We start from the raw sequence: 16,664 nt of genomic DNA on the forward strand, positions 1-16,664 counted from the left end.
ATGTTTACAACCCACAAAGAAGTAGACTGCACTCATCTGGGTATCGGCATCCACAGCACCAGTTGGCGGTCTATTGCACTAACGCTGGCTGGGCAGAGCTCACAACTCCGTTATTCCGAACTCAGTGAGTTGCTGACTGCCTAAGCGTTTACCGAATGAAATTACATAAGCCAACGAATACATTTTAAGCACAGGAACTTGACTCGGCGTGAATCCGGCTGACAGCAAAGCAGCGTTGCTGAATCTCCAAGTTGTTCATTCGGCTTGAATCGACCTGCAGCACTGATTCCCTAAGCGTGTGCTTTTTGTCCTGTATTATCGTATTAACCCCTTAATAAAACGATAAATTTTGACGTACTACTGCATGCTTACTACCGAGTAAACAATTAACTGGACGTATGTATGTCACAAATAAACAATAATATCTATACTCATTGTTTTCACTTCATTGATGCGTTGTATTAACTTGTCTTCAACAACTCCTTATCTCACTTCCAGTCCAAGTTTCACGCAGTCATTGCTATGCTTTAGCGCAATCATCATGGTCATAGCGCTTGGCCTGTTTGGGTTCGGCATCAACTTACACGCGTTGTTTTTTTTATGCCTGCTTTGGGCGGGTGTGAATGCCTTTAGTCTAGGATACGGGTACTTACAAATCCGTGAGTTAATGACTAGGTGCACTTACTCGAGCAATGCCAGCAATCTACATCTTTATTCTGATTGGGATGGTTATTGCCAGCTTTATGCATAGCGGTACCATTGCAACGTTAATATACTACGGATTGAGTTGGTTGAATCCAAGCATATTTTTAGCCGTAGGGTTACTGCTCTGCGCTGTCATGTCGGTGGCTACAGGCACGTCCTGGAGTACTGTTGGAACCATGGGTGTCGTGCTAGTGGGCGTTGGTGTAGCGATGAACATACCTACGCCACTGGTTGCAGGAATGGTGGTCTGTGGTGCAACCTTCGGTGATAAAATGTCTCCCGTTTCCGATACAACTAATTTGGCTACAATGAGCGCTGAAACCAACCTTTATCGCCACATGTACGCAATGCTTCTTACCACCCTACCCAGCTTCTTTCTGACATTTTTGTTATTTCTGGTGATAGGCTTTAGCTTTGATAGTCAAAATATAAACGTAAAAAACGTGGGTGAAATCCAATCTGCTTTGGCCAGTTACTACAACCTCTCGCCTTACATCACATTATTGCCGCTACTGTTGCTTACAGTATTAAGTATTAAAAAAGTTCCCGCGGAAGTCACGATGACGGCCAGTATTATTCTGGCCGTCATCATTGCCATTTTCTTTCAACAGACCAGTGCAATAAGTGTCATTAATGCCCTGTGGGAGAATACGTCGCAGGCAACGGGCATTGAAAATCTTGATTCACTGCTAGGTCGTGGAGGCATTAGTAGTATGAGTTGGACCTTGCTACTGGCTATGATGGCCATAGCATTGGGGGGCATATTGCACGGGGCAGGCTTTCTGACCGTATTCGTGGCCGGAATTGTCAAACGAGTTAAACGTACAGCAACACTCGGCGTGGACGTGCTCGAATACGCGCCTTATGCTTTTTTCAACTACTTAAATCCAATCATCGCGGTATCAATGGCTGCAATGGGCATTGGGTTATTAAACATCAAAGACAAAGCATTGTGACCAGGCGATACACAAAAGCCGGGTTGCTGATGCTGGTTTTAGCGCTGGGCGGTATAAGCGTTATCATCGTGACAGATAGACCTGAAAAACAGAATACAGGCCAAAGCGCAGTAACCAATCAAATAAGAGCGCTGTCTATCTCGCACTTAGTATGTGAATTCTTGAGTAAACAAGATGATGCACGTTCAATCGATGAGCTTGCAAGTCACTTAAGTGAGGTATTTTCTTCAAAAACACCACAACCATCACCAGAACATAAAATAGGTAGGTGCGATAAAAAGCTCAACGAAAAAGAGTACTCGCTACTGAGCACTATGTTTATAACATTGCCGCTTGACGAGGCCTACTTGGAATTATTGAAGCACTTTAATTTGGAAGCGAAGTCAGTTTCAGAGCTGGTAAAGGCGCTTGGCAATAGCGTTGCTAGCTCTTTCGATATCTATTATACCGACGACAAAAAGCAACTTTTGGGATTTTCAGTCGAAAAAGATGATAAACGCATCTACGTGGTAGTAAACTTTTCTTACGATATGCATGACCTGCCACTTCCATTAGGATTTATGGCTTCAACGAAAATAAAGCTATGGAAAAGTGATTCCGGAGAAGTAAACGAGTTTGTTACTCAAGGTCCGTTGAGCATAGATTTACTTTCTACAGCAGTTATCATCGTAGATTGAAAAATATTTGATTAATTTACTAAACACAAAAACTACACGCCAAAGCCCCGCTCAAGCTGATCACTCCTAAGAGATTCTTCTAACTCTTTTTACACATTGTGTGATAACGACTTTCCGTAATGCCCAAGCTGCTTCAGAAATATCTAGCTACTTATCGCTATGACAATAGCGCTCCAATATAAATTTTTCCCATAAATGAGATACATAGCAGGTTTGTCCGAACAGCTGAGAGCACATCCCCCCATATGAAACGATTTATTAACCTTCATGAAATTCGACACAACTAACACAAAAAACATTGATCTCAATCAAATCAAATTATAAACTTTCAGTAATTTCTGAAGCTTCAGCAGGTAAAAAATATGAAGATGACGCCGTTAATCACATCTGCAGTCATGCACTTTGGGGAAATGGGCAGTCGATGGGGATTTAATCGCACCGTTGGTCAAATACTAGCGCTCATTGTTCTAAACGAAGAGCCAATTTCGGCTCAAGAAATTGCAGACGCATTAAACATCTCTCGCGGAAATACCAGTATGGGGCTTAAGGAGTTGCAGTCATGGCGTTTGGTAAAGCAGCACCTTGTACCCGGTGAGCGCAAAGAGTTTTTTGTACCAGCAGGCGATATATGGACGCTGGCAAATCGCGTTTTTGAAGAAAGAAGAAAACGTGAAATTGATCCCACTATGAGCTTGTTGCGCGATCTTCTTCTCGACACGCCAGCAAGTGAAAAAGAAGCCAACGCGCAAAACAAACTGAACGAAATTCACGATTTACTCGAATCAATAACGGCATGGTCTGAAGAACTTCAGAATCTTGGACCTGAAAAGTTAAATACGTTGATGAAGCTTGGCGCTGGTGTGGGCCGAATGCTTGAGTTTAAGGACAAGTTACTTCCGGGAAAAAACAGCGTTAACTAAGGGGTCTTCTATGGATGCATTCTTGCTGTCTCGATTACAATTTGCGTTAAATATTAGTTTCCATATTCTCTTTCCTACCATCACGATGGCGATGGGATGGTTTCTATTTTATTTTAAATTGCGTTCAAACCTGTCTGGTCATCCAGTATGGATGCGGATGTACCGTTTTTGGGTACGCGTATTTGCACTGAGCTTTGCACTTGGTGTGGTAAGCGGCGTTACCATGTCTTTTCAGTTTGGTACAAACTGGCCTGGTTTTATGGAAAAAGTCGGTAATGTGGCCGGACCGCTTTTAGGGTACGAAGTGCTTACAGCGTTTTTCTTAGAAGCAACGTTTCTTGGCATTATGTTGTTTGGCATACGCCGCGTGCCGAATTGGCTGCATACCGCGTCAACGCTCATTGTGGCCTTGGGCACAACAACATCTGCTTTTTGGATCTTGGCGCTCAATAGCTGGATGCAGACCCCACAGGGCTTTGAAGTTGTCGATGGTGTGGTGTACGCCACTAGCTGGAAAGAAATTATATTCAACCCCTCTTTCCCGTATCGATTCGCTCACATGATGTTAGCTTCTGGTTTAACAGCAAGTTTCCTTATTGCTGGTTTATCGGCCTATCGCATGCTGAAAGGTGACGACAAGCTTGCACCTCGGCTAGCGCTGAAGACGGCGACTTATACAGCTGCCGTACTTATTCCACTACAGATTTTTGCGGGAGACATGCACGGTTTAAATACCCTTGAACATCAACCTCAAAAAGTCGCCGCCATGGAAGGGCTTTGGGAAACCACAGAAGGTGCTCCGCTACTGCTGTTTGCAATTCCTGATGAAGAATCTAAAGAAAACCATTTTGAAATTCCCATCCCCTATGGGGCAAGTCTAATTTTGACCCACGAACTTAAAGGGGAAATTAAAGGGTTGAACGAATTTGAAGGAGAACATCCTCCCGTTGCGCCTGTTTTTTATGGGTTTCGGGTCATGGTAGGCGTAGGCATGTTGATGCTACTGGTTTCATGGTTAGGCAGTGGTTTTTTACTGCGCAACAAACCTTTACCAATATGGTTAAAACGAACGTTTGTGGGTATGGCATTTAGCGGCTGGTTGGCGACACTGGCAGGCTGGTATGTAACTGAAATTGGCCGCCAACCTTATTTGGTCAGCGGTGTCTTAAAAACCTCAGACGCGGTTACGCAACTGCCGCCTAGCAATATAGCACTGTCGTTTACGTTATACGCGGTAATCTACACTGTGCTGCTAATTGCTTACATGGGTACCCTAATGTTGATGTGCAGACGTGCTGTTGAAATTGAAGAAATTACAACAGAGGAACGCGAAATCGCGAAAGCGAAAATGCAGCCAACAAATACTGACCCTGTAACGGTCTAAGGAACAGACATGTTTGAAAACGTATCTGCAGAAATGCTTAGCAATATCTACGTGGGTCTACTCGGACTGTCTGTCTTGTTGTATGCCATTTTAGACGGGTATGACCTCGGTGTTGGCGTATTAATCCCGCCAAGAACCGAAACGTTTCGCGACGATATGATAGCGTCAATTGGTCCCTATTGGGACGCTAATGAAACTTGGCTTGTGTTGGCCATTGGCTTGTTACTAATAGCCTTTCCCGAGGCGCATAGCGAGGTATTACAAACGTTGTATTTGCCCGCTACGTTTATGCTATTAGGGCTTATTTTACGTGGTGTTGCTTTTGACTTTAGGGCAAAAGTAGTTCAGGTAAAGAAGCGCAAATGGGATATGGCATTTAAGTACGGTTCTTTGCTAACAACACTCGCACAGGGTTATATGTTAGGGATTTATGTCACAGGACTGCGAACTGACTTGTGGGCACAGGGCTTTGCACTACTCGCTGCATTTGGTGTAACGGCAGCCTATGCGTTTATTGGCGCATGCTGGCTTATTTTAAAATCTGAAGGCGAACTGCAGCAAAAAGCTTACTACTGGGCACGCCGAGGATTACTTGTTTTAGCGGGAGGGATCATTGCTGTGAGCATTGCGAACCTGACGCTTCATGACAGCGTTCGTGACCTATGGTTATCTGCGCCATGGGGATATGTGCTCTTTGCTTTTCCAGTGGCATGCTTTGGGCTGCTAACACTATGCGCGGTTTTACTGAAAAGACTCCCTGATGCTCAAGGAAAAGGAGAATGGCTGCCATTCTTCATTGCGTTACTGGTATTTTTGCTTTGCTTTGTGGCTTTTGGAATTAGCTATTATCCCTTCATTATACCTGGGGAAATGACTATCGCAGAAGCGCTCAGCGACGCCAATTCATTACGCTTCCTATTAGTCGGTGTGGTAATCGTTGTCCCGGTTATTTTGGCTTACACGGCTATGGTGTACAAAATATTCGCTGGGAAATCAGAAAAGCTATCATACTACTAAAAATGCCAATCACACTTGGCGCCTGACTGGCTTGGTCAGGCGCTACATACCATTTAGTGATAATGAGCATCACATCCATTCATTGGCTCATTATTAACCCACCAATTTAACTTTTGTTTCAACATTAACAATAGCTGTTCGCTTAAATGTTGATAGTAACTCCTTATTGCCTAAAAGATTTTAGTCACAAAAGTGATCTAAAGTTCAAGTTGTGTTCTAGAAAACAGATGAAGCGGTCAAAACTACCGCATTGACATTAAAGTGTAATAATACTATATTTCATTTGGGGCATTTTTATTAAGAAGGAGCCATTATATGGAAAATGTATTTCACTCATTTTCAAGGTTCTTCAAGCGCGCCCACCCCTATACGGTTGCCCATTACATAGGCCGTAAAAACGCGCAGCGTATCTTAGGATGTAAAATTAAAAAGAAATCCAAGATCTTTGCCGAACAGCACGTTGAAGACCAATCACATTAAATTGAGTTGGGGCCTGAATTAAGGCCCCATTTTTTTGCCCGTTGAAGACACACACTCGTCAAAGCACTTGAGTACAACTGATAGTGCTAATTTAACTTAAATGTATTCACGTTAGATTGAAGCTCGGTCGCCAGGCCCGCCAAACTTTGTGCTTCTGAATTCACATTGTTATTGGCTGCTTTTACATCATCACCTAGCATTTGAAAATCTAATACACCCTCGCGCGCTAGAGTGACTTGCTCTCTGGCATGTTGCACTAGATCAGATGCATCGTTACTCACTTTCACCAATGACAAAATGCTTTGACGACCATTCTCAAGTGTTGTGACCAAGTCGTTTGCCATTGCTAACGCGTTGTGCGCTTTGTCTTTGTTCGATGTCATTGTTCGTACCGACGCCTTTATCGACTCGACAATGGTCTCAAGCATTGTATTGATTTCTACCGTTGACTGGTGAGTTCTCGACGCTAGTGTTCGCACTTCGTCAGCAACCACAGCAAACCCTCGTCCAGATTCACCTGCCCTTGCCGCTTCAATTGCAGCATTCAATGCAAGAAGGTTGGTTTGATCTGCGATTTCAGCAATAGTAGACACCACGTTAGACACGTTTTTGCCATCGTTTTGCAATCTATCAAGTGTAGAGGCTGTTTTATCTATGTCTTGAGTCAGATCTGAAATGGCGCGAGCCGTGGCTTCAACATCGTCTCTACCTTGCGCGACTTGTTCTGCACTGCCTTGCGCTTCTTTAGCGGCTTGCTGCGACAAATGTAGGCTTTGCTCCATTTCACCAGACAGTGTGTCCATTACACTTACCAGTTGCTTAATATCGCCTTGGAAACTACTGATAGCACTGGCAGAGTGGCTTGTAGCGCCGTTAAGTGCTTTCGACGAATGATTAAGATCATTAACAGCAACTTGTAAATCCTGCATACCTTTGAGGAATACGCTCAGTAAGCCCTGAACGCTTTTGGTTATAGCATCAAGCTCAGACAGTTGCTGCCCAGGCAAATGCGTGGCTAGGCGACGTGAGCTCGCAAGCTCATTTAATTTCAACGCCATTGATTCGATAGGATTAGCGATATGTAGTTTAGCAAGCACGTAGCCCACAACCGACACAATAAGCAATAACACTATCAAACTGACAATAATCCACTCGCTGGTATTTAGCTCCGAGGAAATCGCCATTGTTCTATTGCTTGCTGCGCGCTCTACACTGGCTCTGACTTCATTCATTTGCTTATTCAATGCGTCTGACGCTGTGGTAATTTCAGCAAGATTATCTCGTGCCGTATCCCAGCTTATCGATGATGCAGACATCGTATTCTGTAGCGACGATATTGCCTTAGTGAGATTATCAAACTGCTTTTCGGTCTGGCTGGTTCCAGAACTAGAAAGCGTAGAAAATTGCGCTGAAACTGAGGCGACAATGTCTTTTTTACGGGCGTCGAATTGAGAGGTATCTAACGTTGTTCCGTAAAGCGAATAAGCAATAAGCACCAACTCTTTGCTACCGCTTTGAATGTTATTGATAGCGTTAAGCGAGGGAAGCGTCTCCGACACGTATGTGTCGACGAGGGTTTCAACACGATTGTTATTTTGCGTTAGTACAAATGCAGCAATGACAGCCACGATAATCACTAATGCATAACCCACCAAAATTCTCTGTTTTATAGTGTTAAACATGCTCTTCCCTTCTTTTTTGGGAGCATGATTAAACTCTTGCGCAACACATAACAATGCGTGCAGCTTAGTAAGAGGTTATCGATAGCACCCTCGTCAGTATTTCAGGCTTTTCTTGCTTATGAATAAGAATAGACCCTTTTGGGGGCTTTTTTCTTTCATCATTGAGTATTAACGCCTTTAAATCGCAACTAACACTGTATCGGCGTTTACGCGAGTCACTTTACCAAGATTTTTAAGGACTATTTCTAGGCCCCATTTATTAAAGATGAGTGAGAGGAACTGCGGTAGTGTACTTTATCTGTTCCATCGCAAAGCTCGAAGTTACGTCAGAAAACTCTATCCCGTTTACCAATCGCTTATAGAAATGATCGAAGCAATCCATGTCGGTCACCAGCACTTTAAGTAAATAATCATATTCGCCTGACATTCGATAACACTCTACAACTTCATCAAACGATGCCGCATGCTTCGCAAATGCCGCTAACCACTTCCCATCATGCTTACCCGCTTTTACTTGCACAAACACGGTCATGGTTAAACCTAGGAAACGGGCTTGCAATAAAGCGACACGCTTAGAGATTACGCCTTTCTCTTCCAGCTTCTGGATTCGACGCCAGCAGGGCGTCACGGTAAGCCCAACTTGCTCTGCAATTTCAGATACGGGCGTTTCCGCGTTTTGTTGGAGTAACGATAAAATAGCGCGGTCAATGCTATCAAACACAGTATTGTTCACGCTGTTATAACCACCATGGGTTGCTAAAATCTATATTTTCAGTTGGGATAACAAACTTAAACGGCTCTGAAAATCCACCCCAAAACGCTTTTTCAAGCGTTTCGTCGTTAAACTGCAGTTGGCCGCTTTCTTTATATTGCATCAACAACTTTTTATAGGCATCGACAGGCATAAGAGGGTTCGACTGTCTAAACACAACCCGACCGCCAAATGTTTTGTACATGGCTTTTTCAACGAGAAACTTAGTTACCTCTCGTTGCGCTATGCTTGAAATGTCTTTCGCTGACGCAGTGTCGCTCTCTGTTTCTCCCGCTCGTTGTTGGGATGAAGCTAACTCGTTACTAAATTTATCTTCAAACTGCTTTACCAGCGTTTCATCCGCTGTAATGCCATTGCGTTTGGCATAATCGAATATAATTCGTTCCACGACGCTGTCAAAGGCCGCTATTTGTATTCGGTAGTCAAGTAACGCATCAAAGTTGCCCTGTGCTTTTTCGCGCAGTGCATCTAGTTCAGTTTGGCTTGGCATAAGCGCGTCAGCCGTTAGTGACTCACCTAAAACAACAACCAGTGCTTGAGTCTGTGAATCATCTTCTTGGGCCATCGGCTGATTAAAACACGATAACAAGACAAGCCAACAAATTAAGTAGGTATTTCGAAATGACACGTTATTCTCCCTGAAACACTGCAAGTAGCACTTATGACTAACTCGGTTAGTAAAGCATTAAATAGGTGACGGAAGCAACTGAGAGGAAAAGCTAGTAGAACAACAAAAAGAGGGATTTAGATAGAGGGTGTACAAGAATGAAAAACGGCGGTCAATTGACCGCCGTTTTTGAATTCTTAGATAGCTTGCACGTTAGCAGCTTGAAGACCTTTTTGACCTTCTTCAACTTCAAATTCTACTCGCTGACCTTCTGGAAGCGTTTTGTAACCGTCAGAGATGATCGCACGGAAATGAACGAATACGTCCTTACCGCCGTTATCTTGAGTTAGAAAACCGTAACCTTTATCAGCGTTGAACCACTTAACTGTGCCTGTAACTTTAGACATGTCGTATAGACCTCAAATATCGTATTAAATAGCGCCTAAGCGCGTGTAACAAGTTTCTTTAGAGTCTTTAAATTGGCGGAGTATTGGGTCTTACTTACGAATGGACAAACAACTTACAACAAATTACCGGGTAACTCGAGTGGTTTAACATATAGCAAATAATACAAAATCGCGTCTATTTAAAGACTTTGGCCAAAAGCCAAGAACACTATAACACTCTTCGGGACGATTAATATACAAATTAATTGCTAAACTGCGGATTTCATAAATATTTCACTTCAACGTAACAAAGCTTATCGTCCGTTACGCCATGCCATAAACCAGCAAATCGCGCCTAAAACACCACTAAATGCAGGGATATACCACGATATATCATACATTGGTAATATTGCAGACATAAGCACAAAAGTGGCACCAACAATACTATAGTGAGTGGTCTGAGTTGTTTTCTTTTGTTCTTGTAATAAAGCAGCATGGGCACGCTGCTGTTGCAACGGCATCTTCTTCATTTGCTGCAGACTGTCATAGAGCAAGTCTGGCATTTCAGGAAGTTTCTCAGACCAAAATGGTAGGTTATCTTTTACCTTGCCCATCATGGCACTAAAGCCAATCTGCTCTTTCATCCAGTTTTCAAGAAAGGGCTTGGCCGTTTTCCACAGGTCAAGCTGCGGATACAGCTGTCGTCCCAACCCTTCAATATAAAGCAACGTTTTTTGTAACAGCACTAGCTGGGGTTGCACAACCATGTTGAATCGACGGGCAGTATTGAACAGTTGTAGCAGTACATTACCGAATGAAATTTCTGCCAACGGTTTTTGAAAAATAGGTTCGCAAACGGTGCGGATAGCCATCTCAAACTCATCGATATTGGTATCTTGCGGTACCCAGCCTGAATCAGCATGAAGTTGAGCTACTTTACGGTAATCGCGATTAAAAAACGCAATAAAGTTTTCAGCTAAGTAACGTTTATCCTCGCGATTTAATGTACCGACAATCCCAAAGTCTATGGCGATGTATTTCGGGTTTTCAGGGCTTTTTGTAGACACAAATATATTCCCTGGGTGCATATCCGCATGAAAAAAACTGTCGCGAAATACTTGAGTAAAGAAAACCTCTACACCACGCTCTGCCAGCTTTTTCATATTGGTATTTTGTGTCAGCAACGCATCAATGTTCGAAATTGGTAGTCCGTAAATACGCTCCATCACCAACACATTGCTTCTGCAGTAATCGCTATATATCTTGGGCACATATAACGCGTCAGAACCTTCGAAATTACGGCCCAACTGAATGCCGTTGGCAGATTCTCTAAGCAAATCTAACTCGTCTACAATGGTTTTGCGATACTCAACCACCACTTCAACGGGGCGAAGCCGTTTGCCGTCGGGCAACCAGCGCTGAAGTACGTTCGCTAAGCTAAATAACAACTCCATGTCGGCAACAATGGTATCGCGTATATCTGGACGCAATACTTTTACCACAACATCTTCATTATTCTGCTTAAGTTTTGCAGCGTGAACTTGCGCGATAGACGCCGAAGCCAGCGGTGTTTCGTCGAATTCACTGAACAGCTCGCTCAACTGGTTAATACCAAGTGCTTGTTTCACGATGTTCTGTGCTGCATCAGATGAGAACGGTGCGACCTTGTCTTGTAAACGCGCCAATTCATTCGCGATAGCGGGGGGCAGCAGGTCACGACGTGTAGACAACATCTGTCCAAACTTAATAAACACGGGCCCTAAACTTTGCAGCGCAAGCGTAATACGCTCGTCAACAGATTTACCTTTATGCTTATTGCGCACCCAGAAAATACCGTGACGCATGGCGCGAGCATACCAAGGCAACCACTTAGCGGGAATAAGCTCGTCTAACCCGTGTTCCAACAATACCTTGTTAATTCGGTACAACCTTACAATACGCATTAAAGGCCCTGTCTTATTACTTAAGTTTTTCTTCTAATTGACGCAGACGCGCGTCTAGGCGATCGGTGCTGTCGCGAAGCGCATTTACATCATCACTAAAATGCATGACTGCAAGGCGATGTGCAGCTAGTTGTTTTTCTTCAACAAGGCTATTCCCAACAACACGCCCGAGCGAGGACAATACAGACAGCGATTTTTTATGTACCGCTTTCGCTACTTGCACGGTTTGATGTGCAAACACATCGTTTGTTTTTTGGGAGAGCAATTCTTCTACATCAATATCTAGCTGCTGAAACAACGCACTAACCTGCTGAGCAACCTGCAATTCACCCTCTAAAAACAGCGCTTTCTGCTGAATAAGGCGCGTCAACTGACTGGTTTCTTTCAGTTCAGGCAAGGTACTCATCGATGTCTTTATGCAGCAATCCTTGCTGCCTAGGTGTGTAACAACATGGTCAAATGACTCATGCTCTGTTAGCACATCAACTCGGTTAGAAAACGATAGCGTGATGCCGTAAGGCAACGGCGAAACAAACGCAGTAAGGCGTGCACCATTAAGTGCTTTAAGCCGCTGTTCACTGCCTTCATCAAGTGAAAGTACTTTATTGATCGTCGTTTCTATCGTTGCCGCAACGAGGGATGAGGTGGGCATTAAAACTTGTAACCTCTGTGAAGTGCTACGATGCCACCCGTGAGGTTTTGATAATCACACTGATCAAAGCCCGCTTCTTCAAACATTCCTTTTAACGTATCTTGATCAGGGTGCATGCGAATACTTTCAGCCAGATACTGATAGCTTTCTGCGTCATTAGCGACAAGCTGCCCCATTTTCGGCAAAATATGGAACGAGTACATATCATAGAGTTTGCTTAACTGCTCTGAAGTAGGCTTTGAAAACTCAAGTACCAACAGTCTGCCACCTGGCTTAAGAACACGGTAAATGGAATTTAGCGCATTTTGTTTTTCAGTCACATTGCGAAGACCAAAGGCCATTGTAACAACATCAAAATGATTGTCTGGAAAAGGAAGCGCTTCAGCATCAGCCTGAACGTAGTCTATGTTGCTGACTAACCCTCTGTCGCGCAATTTGTCGCGTCCCACCTTTAGCATTGACAAGTTAATGTCTGCCAAAGTAACGCGACCTGTGGGCCCCACTAAACGAGAAAACTTGGCCGTTAAATCGCCTGTACCACCTACAATATCTAATACTTTGTTACCAGTGCGAACACCACTGCAATCAATCGTGAAGCGCTTCCATAAGCGATGAACACCCATCGACATTAGGTCATTCATGACGTCATATTTCGCTGCAACCGAGTCAAAAACATTGGCAACAAGTGACGCCTTTTGCCCTTTATCAACCTGCTTAAAGCCAAAGTGTGTGGTTTGATCTGGCGTCGAATCCGCTGATGTCGTGGAAGTCTGATTGTCGCTCATGACAGTCCTGTTCTATTGATTATTTATTGAGGTCGAAGTGTATCGGATTGTGATGGTAAGCAAAAGCTTTAAACCACACTGTATCGACAAACGTGCATGCTAAGCCACGCGATTATTGGTGCCCCAACTAAACGCAACAATAGCACTAATTTCCTGCAGTGAACGTCCACTCTCCTGCTGCCATGTTGCAAACACGTTGTTTGCCGCAGATAAGGATTTTTTGGTCGTCAATCCACCATCAATAATGTCATTTTTTCGCAAGTAGTCTTCGACATCGCGAGAAAATAAAAAAGTGTCTATACCCAAAGAACGCAGCATATAAGGCCCAGTATTGCCCCCCAGCCTTGCACCTCGCTTTTTGAGAAACTCCCACAATTGCGTGATGTCGTTTGCATTAAAGCTGGCAACAAAGTTACCAAAGCTACCGTGTTCGCGCGCAACATCCTTAATCATTATGGCGTTGTCTCGAACTGTCATCACTTTTTTATAGTTTCTGACTATGCGTTTGTCAGATGCCTTTTGCTCTAACATTTCATCCGGCATCAACAAAACTTTATCAATATCAAAGCCAAAGAACACCGTTTCAAAGTCAGGCCATTTTTGCTCTATAACGCGCCAAACAAAACCTGACTGAAATACTTTTTTGGTCATAGCCGCTAAAAAGCGATCATCACTGATCCCTTTAATTTGGCTTTTGCTGAGCGGCGCCTGAAGCATAGCTTCAAGCACCTTCTCGCCGCCTTTGCGCTCACACGCTCGGCGATAAATAGAGTGAAACGACTCAGCCATGAATATTTAGCCTTTAATACCGCTGTGGCGAAGAAGCGCATCAACTTGTGGTTCACGGCCTCTAAAGGCTACAAACAATTCCATAGGTGCCTTGCTTCCGCCCATCTCAAGAATATTCTCAAGAAATGCTTTGCCTGTTTCTCGGTTAAAAATCCCGTCTTCTTCAAATTTGCTGTACGCATCAGCCGATAGCACTTCAGCCCATTTGTAACTGTAATAGCCCGCTGCATACCCACCTGCAAAAATATGCCCAAAGCTATTTTGGAAGCGGTTAAATGACGGAGGAATGACCACAGCGACTTCTTCGCGCACTTTGTCTAACGTGCCTTGCACGTCAACAGTACTGCCCTTTTCGCTATGTAGAAGGAAATCAAACAAACTAAACTCAAGTTGACGCACCATTTGCATAGCAGACTGATAATCACGCGCTGCAAGCATGCGGTCTAACAAGTCAGCGGGTAATGGCTCACCTGTTTCAAAATGACCGGAAATAAAATTAAGTGCATCTTCTTCCCAACACCAGTTTTCCAAAAACTGGCTTGGTAGCTCCACGGCATCCCACGGCACACCATTAATACCCGACACACCTGCGGCCTTCATTTTCGTCAGCATATGATGAATGCCGTGACCAAACTCATGGAATAAAGTCACCACTTCATCATGAGTAAATAGTGCGGGTTTGTCGCCAACGGGCGCATTGAAATTACACGTCAGGTAAGCAACTGGAAGCTGTAATTCGCCATTTAACATCTCGCGACGCACGCGACACTCGTCCATCCATGCACCGCCGCGCTTTTTGGCGCGTGCGTATAAGTCGAGATAGAAACTACCACGCATCACATCAGCGTCATCCGTTATCGTAAAATAACGCACGTCGTCGTGCCACGTATCAACGCCAGGCTGCTCTACAACGTTAAGACCATATAAACGGTGCACTACTTCAAACAAGCCCGATAAAACCTTATCTTCAGGGAAGTACGGTCTCAGCATTTCATCTGAAATTGTGTACTTTTCTTGTTTCAGTTTCTCGCTGTAATAAGGCAAGTCCCATGCGGCAAGCTCAGTAACGCCGTGTGTTTCTTTGGCATACGAGCGCACTTCTTCTAACTCGCGTTCAGCCTGTGGCTTGGAACGGCTTGCCAAATCACGTAAAAACCCGATAACTTGGTCAGTAGACTCTGCCATCTTAGTCGCAAGCGAACGCTCTGCATAAGTTTCAAAATCTAACAACTGTGCAAGTTCAGTGCGCAGTTCTAGGGTTTCCTTAATGATATCTGTGTTGTCCCACTTGCCTGCATTCGGACCTTGTTCAGATGCTTTAGTCGCATAGGCACGATACATTTCTTCTCGCAGTGCTCGGTTGTCGGCATACAACATTACCGGTAAATACGACGGAATATCTAATGTGAATAGCCACCCTTGCAAGTCTTTCTGATGCGCCGCTTGTGCTGCTGCTTCTAACGCAGATTCTGGCATGCTAAGCCAAATCACTTTTATCGCTAACATGTTTAGTCCACCCCATGGTGGCATCCATCACGTTGTTTGAGAAGTTTGAGGATAGCTCGCTGAGTTTTGCCTGAATCTCAGCAAAACGTGTTTTCTTTTCGGCGGGTAATGCAACCCCAGAAAGTGTGAACTCTCGAATGGCATTTTCAATCACTTTTTGTTGCTCTTCAGATAAACCGGAAAATTCATCCGATGACTTTAGTGCTACATAAGCATTGTATAAGCCTTCGTGCTGTCCAACCCATGTACCGTATTCAGACAATAGTGGCAAACATCCGTCATGGGCCTCTCTGAGCGCGTCACTGCTTACAACACTGTTCATATGTGAAACAGGTGAAAACATCTTACTAAGCCTATCGTCAGACTCCTCTAAGCGTTGAACGACATTTTTGTATGAATAGTCCTTGGAAGCTACAACGTCTTCGATTTCTTTTTTGCACTGTTCGATAGCATTTTCAATAGCAGGCTTGATTGATTCAGGCGTAATAGAAGAAAAAATTGGTAGTCCGTCTACCATTTCGATTGCTGGTGTCGTCATAAAATGTGAGCTCTTATTTTGATATACGAAATATGATGGGGCTTAGCGAAGCAAATGCAAGTTTAACTGCGCACAATTGACTTGCGATAGTTTTACTCCTAGCTTTAATGAAGCGATCACTGCACGCTTTTTTCAAGTAACGTTGTGTCTTTTTGGGGTGGGGCTACTTACGTTATCAAAGCGAAGTTAAACACCACAAAATGTCGCAACTGTCACAAGTTATCCTTTTGTCTACTTTGTCGCAATACGCATTACTGTATATACTTTAATCACTAAGAAAGTGAGAAGGCCGATGTATGAAGACGCTTACGTCAGGTGAAATTGCAACGTATTGTGATGTAAATTTACGCACTGTTATACGCTGGATAGAAAGCGGCAAGTTAAAAGGATTTAAGTTACCAGGCAGAGGAAACAACCGGGTGCTTGTCGAAGACTTTATTGAGTTTTTAGAGCGCCACGAAATGCCTATACCCGAGGCATTAAAAAACACGACGTCATCCTCAATCTTAATTGTTGACGACGAAATGCCCGTAGCAAAGTCTATTCAACGTGTTGCGAGGCGCGCAGGATACGATAGTTATATAGCAACGGGGGGTTTCAAGCGGGAATCATGCTCAGTGAATATGAACCTAAAGTAATGACACTCGACCTCAGCATGCCTGGTATGGATGGGTTTAGTGTTATCGACTTTACGCGCGGTCAGGACAAGTATAGCAATTTGAAGATCGTGGTCATTTCGGCCCTAGACGAAGCAAGTCTAGAACGGGCCCTTGAAGTGGGTGCAGACGCCACACTACAAAAGCCCTTTTCAAATCACGATTTAACCATGGTGCTTGAGCAGTTCATGTCAGCGTAACGCTTGCGA

At 44.0% G+C, this 16,664-nt stretch carries 13 protein-coding genes and 3 pseudogenes; 7 read left to right on the plus strand and 9 right to left on the minus strand.

The window, feature by feature from the left end:
* The first annotated feature begins 451 nt into the window (after positions 1-451).
* The 6 genes and pseudogenes from V6N89_RS18840 to V6N89_RS18865 all read left to right on the plus strand — a co-directional run bounded on the left by V6N89_RS18840 (position 452) and on the right by V6N89_RS18865 (position 6,139).
* Positions 452-1,661: pseudogene (locus V6N89_RS18840) on the plus strand (Na+/H+ antiporter NhaC family protein).
* Positions 1,658-2,338: a hypothetical protein gene (locus V6N89_RS18845; RefSeq protein WP_338518956.1), complete on the plus strand. Its 681-nt coding sequence runs from the start codon at positions 1,658-1,660 to the stop codon at positions 2,336-2,338. The pseudogene V6N89_RS18840 and the gene V6N89_RS18845 overlap by 4 nt, the downstream one beginning before the upstream one ends.
* A 362-nt stretch (positions 2,339-2,700) precedes the next feature.
* Positions 2,701-3,258, plus strand: a complete 558-nt coding sequence (locus V6N89_RS18850; RefSeq protein WP_338518957.1) for a GbsR/MarR family transcriptional regulator — start codon at positions 2,701-2,703, stop codon at positions 3,256-3,258.
* Positions 3,259-3,268: 10 nt separating this feature from the next.
* Positions 3,269-4,642, plus strand: a complete 1,374-nt coding sequence (locus V6N89_RS18855; protein ID WP_338518958.1) for a cytochrome ubiquinol oxidase subunit I — start codon at positions 3,269-3,271, stop codon at positions 4,640-4,642.
* Positions 4,643-4,651: 9 nt separating this feature from the next.
* Positions 4,652-5,659: a cytochrome d ubiquinol oxidase subunit II gene (locus V6N89_RS18860; protein ID WP_338518959.1), complete on the plus strand. Its 1,008-nt coding sequence runs from the start codon at positions 4,652-4,654 to the stop codon at positions 5,657-5,659.
* Between the two features lie 315 nt (positions 5,660-5,974).
* Positions 5,975-6,139, plus strand: a complete 165-nt coding sequence (locus V6N89_RS18865; RefSeq protein WP_338518960.1) for a hypothetical protein — start codon at positions 5,975-5,977, stop codon at positions 6,137-6,139.
* 86 nt (positions 6,140-6,225) lie between these two features.
* On the opposite strand, the gene V6N89_RS18870 is transcribed toward V6N89_RS18865, so the two are convergent.
* The 9 genes and pseudogenes from V6N89_RS18870 to prlC all read right to left on the minus strand — a co-directional run bounded on the left by V6N89_RS18870 (position 6,226) and on the right by prlC (position 15,799).
* Positions 6,226-7,821 (minus strand): methyl-accepting chemotaxis protein, encoded by a 1,596-nt coding sequence (locus tag V6N89_RS18870; protein ID WP_338518961.1) that lies wholly within the window; start codon positions 7,819-7,821, stop codon positions 6,226-6,228.
* A gap of 259 nt (positions 7,822-8,080) precedes the next feature.
* Positions 8,081-8,554: an Lrp/AsnC family transcriptional regulator gene (locus V6N89_RS18875; RefSeq protein WP_338518962.1), complete on the minus strand. Its 474-nt coding sequence runs from the start codon at positions 8,552-8,554 to the stop codon at positions 8,081-8,083.
* A 4-nt stretch (positions 8,555-8,558) separates the two neighbouring features.
* Positions 8,559-9,221, minus strand: a complete 663-nt coding sequence (locus tag V6N89_RS18880) for a hypothetical protein (RefSeq protein WP_338518963.1) — start codon at positions 9,219-9,221, stop codon at positions 8,559-8,561.
* Between the two features lie 176 nt (positions 9,222-9,397).
* Positions 9,398-9,607 carry a transcription antiterminator/RNA stability regulator CspE gene (gene cspE / locus V6N89_RS18885; RefSeq protein WP_012519905.1) on the minus strand — a complete coding sequence of 70 codons (210 nt, stop codon included), beginning with the start codon at positions 9,605-9,607 and terminating at the stop codon, positions 9,398-9,400.
* Between the two features lie 293 nt (positions 9,608-9,900).
* Positions 9,901-11,529, minus strand: coding sequence for a ubiquinone biosynthesis regulatory protein kinase UbiB (ubiB, locus tag V6N89_RS18890; protein ID WP_346993097.1), 1,629 nt, complete (start codon positions 11,527-11,529; stop codon positions 9,901-9,903).
* 16 nt (positions 11,530-11,545) lie between these two features.
* Positions 11,546-12,181, minus strand: a complete 636-nt coding sequence (locus V6N89_RS18895) for a ubiquinone biosynthesis accessory factor UbiJ (RefSeq protein WP_338518964.1) — start codon at positions 12,179-12,181, stop codon at positions 11,546-11,548.
* On the minus strand, positions 12,181-12,966 hold the full coding sequence (ubiE, locus tag V6N89_RS18900) for a bifunctional demethylmenaquinone methyltransferase/2-methoxy-6-polyprenyl-1,4-benzoquinol methylase UbiE (RefSeq protein ID WP_346993098.1): 786 nt from the start codon (positions 12,964-12,966) through the stop codon (positions 12,181-12,183). The genes V6N89_RS18895 and ubiE overlap by 1 nt, the downstream gene beginning before the upstream one ends.
* Before the next feature lie 99 nt (positions 12,967-13,065).
* The gene (locus V6N89_RS18905) at positions 13,066-13,755 is read right to left on the minus strand and encodes a DNA-3-methyladenine glycosylase I (RefSeq protein WP_338518965.1); all 690 of its coding nucleotides are present in this window, start codon (positions 13,753-13,755) and stop codon (positions 13,066-13,068) included.
* Between the two features lie 6 nt (positions 13,756-13,761).
* A pseudogene (gene prlC, locus V6N89_RS18910) lies at positions 13,762-15,799 on the minus strand (oligopeptidase A).
* A 296-nt stretch (positions 15,800-16,095) separates the two neighbouring features.
* Between prlC and V6N89_RS18915 the strand changes: the two are divergent.
* Positions 16,096-16,655: pseudogene (locus V6N89_RS18915) on the plus strand (response regulator).
* Positions 16,656-16,664 lie beyond the last annotated feature (9 nt).

The organism is Alteromonas gracilis (genome assembly GCF_036870955.2).
Taxonomy (GTDB): domain Bacteria; phylum Pseudomonadota; class Gammaproteobacteria; order Enterobacterales; family Alteromonadaceae; genus Alteromonas; species Alteromonas gracilis_A.

What these genes read in the sequence shown, in the direction of transcription:
- V6N89_RS18865 (WP_338518960.1), top strand. Translation starts at nt 5,975, where the DNA reads ATGGAAAATGTATTTCACTCATTTTCAAGGTTCTTCAAGCGCGCCCAC.
- V6N89_RS18850 (WP_338518957.1), top strand. Translation starts at nt 2,701, where the DNA reads ATGAAGATGACGCCGTTAATCACATCTGCAGTCATGCACTTTGGGGAA.
- ubiB (WP_346993097.1), bottom strand. Translation starts at nt 11,529, where the DNA reads ATGCGTATTGTAAGGTTGTACCGAATTAACAAGGTATTGTTGGAACAC.
- V6N89_RS18855 (WP_338518958.1), top strand. Translation starts at nt 3,269, where the DNA reads ATGGATGCATTCTTGCTGTCTCGATTACAATTTGCGTTAAATATTAGT.
- ubiE (WP_346993098.1), bottom strand. Translation starts at nt 12,966, where the DNA reads ATGAGCGACAATCAGACTTCCACGACATCAGCGGATTCGACGCCAGAT.
- V6N89_RS18905 (WP_338518965.1), bottom strand. Translation starts at nt 13,755, where the DNA reads ATGGCTGAGTCGTTTCACTCTATTTATCGCCGAGCGTGTGAGCGCAAA.
- cspE (WP_012519905.1), bottom strand. Translation starts at nt 9,607, where the DNA reads ATGTCTAAAGTTACAGGCACAGTTAAGTGGTTCAACGCTGATAAAGGT.
- V6N89_RS18860 (WP_338518959.1), top strand. Translation starts at nt 4,652, where the DNA reads ATGTTTGAAAACGTATCTGCAGAAATGCTTAGCAATATCTACGTGGGT.
- V6N89_RS18870 (WP_338518961.1), bottom strand. Translation starts at nt 7,821, where the DNA reads ATGTTTAACACTATAAAACAGAGAATTTTGGTGGGTTATGCATTAGTG.
- V6N89_RS18895 (WP_338518964.1), bottom strand. Translation starts at nt 12,181, where the DNA reads ATGCCCACCTCATCCCTCGTTGCGGCAACGATAGAAACGACGATCAAT.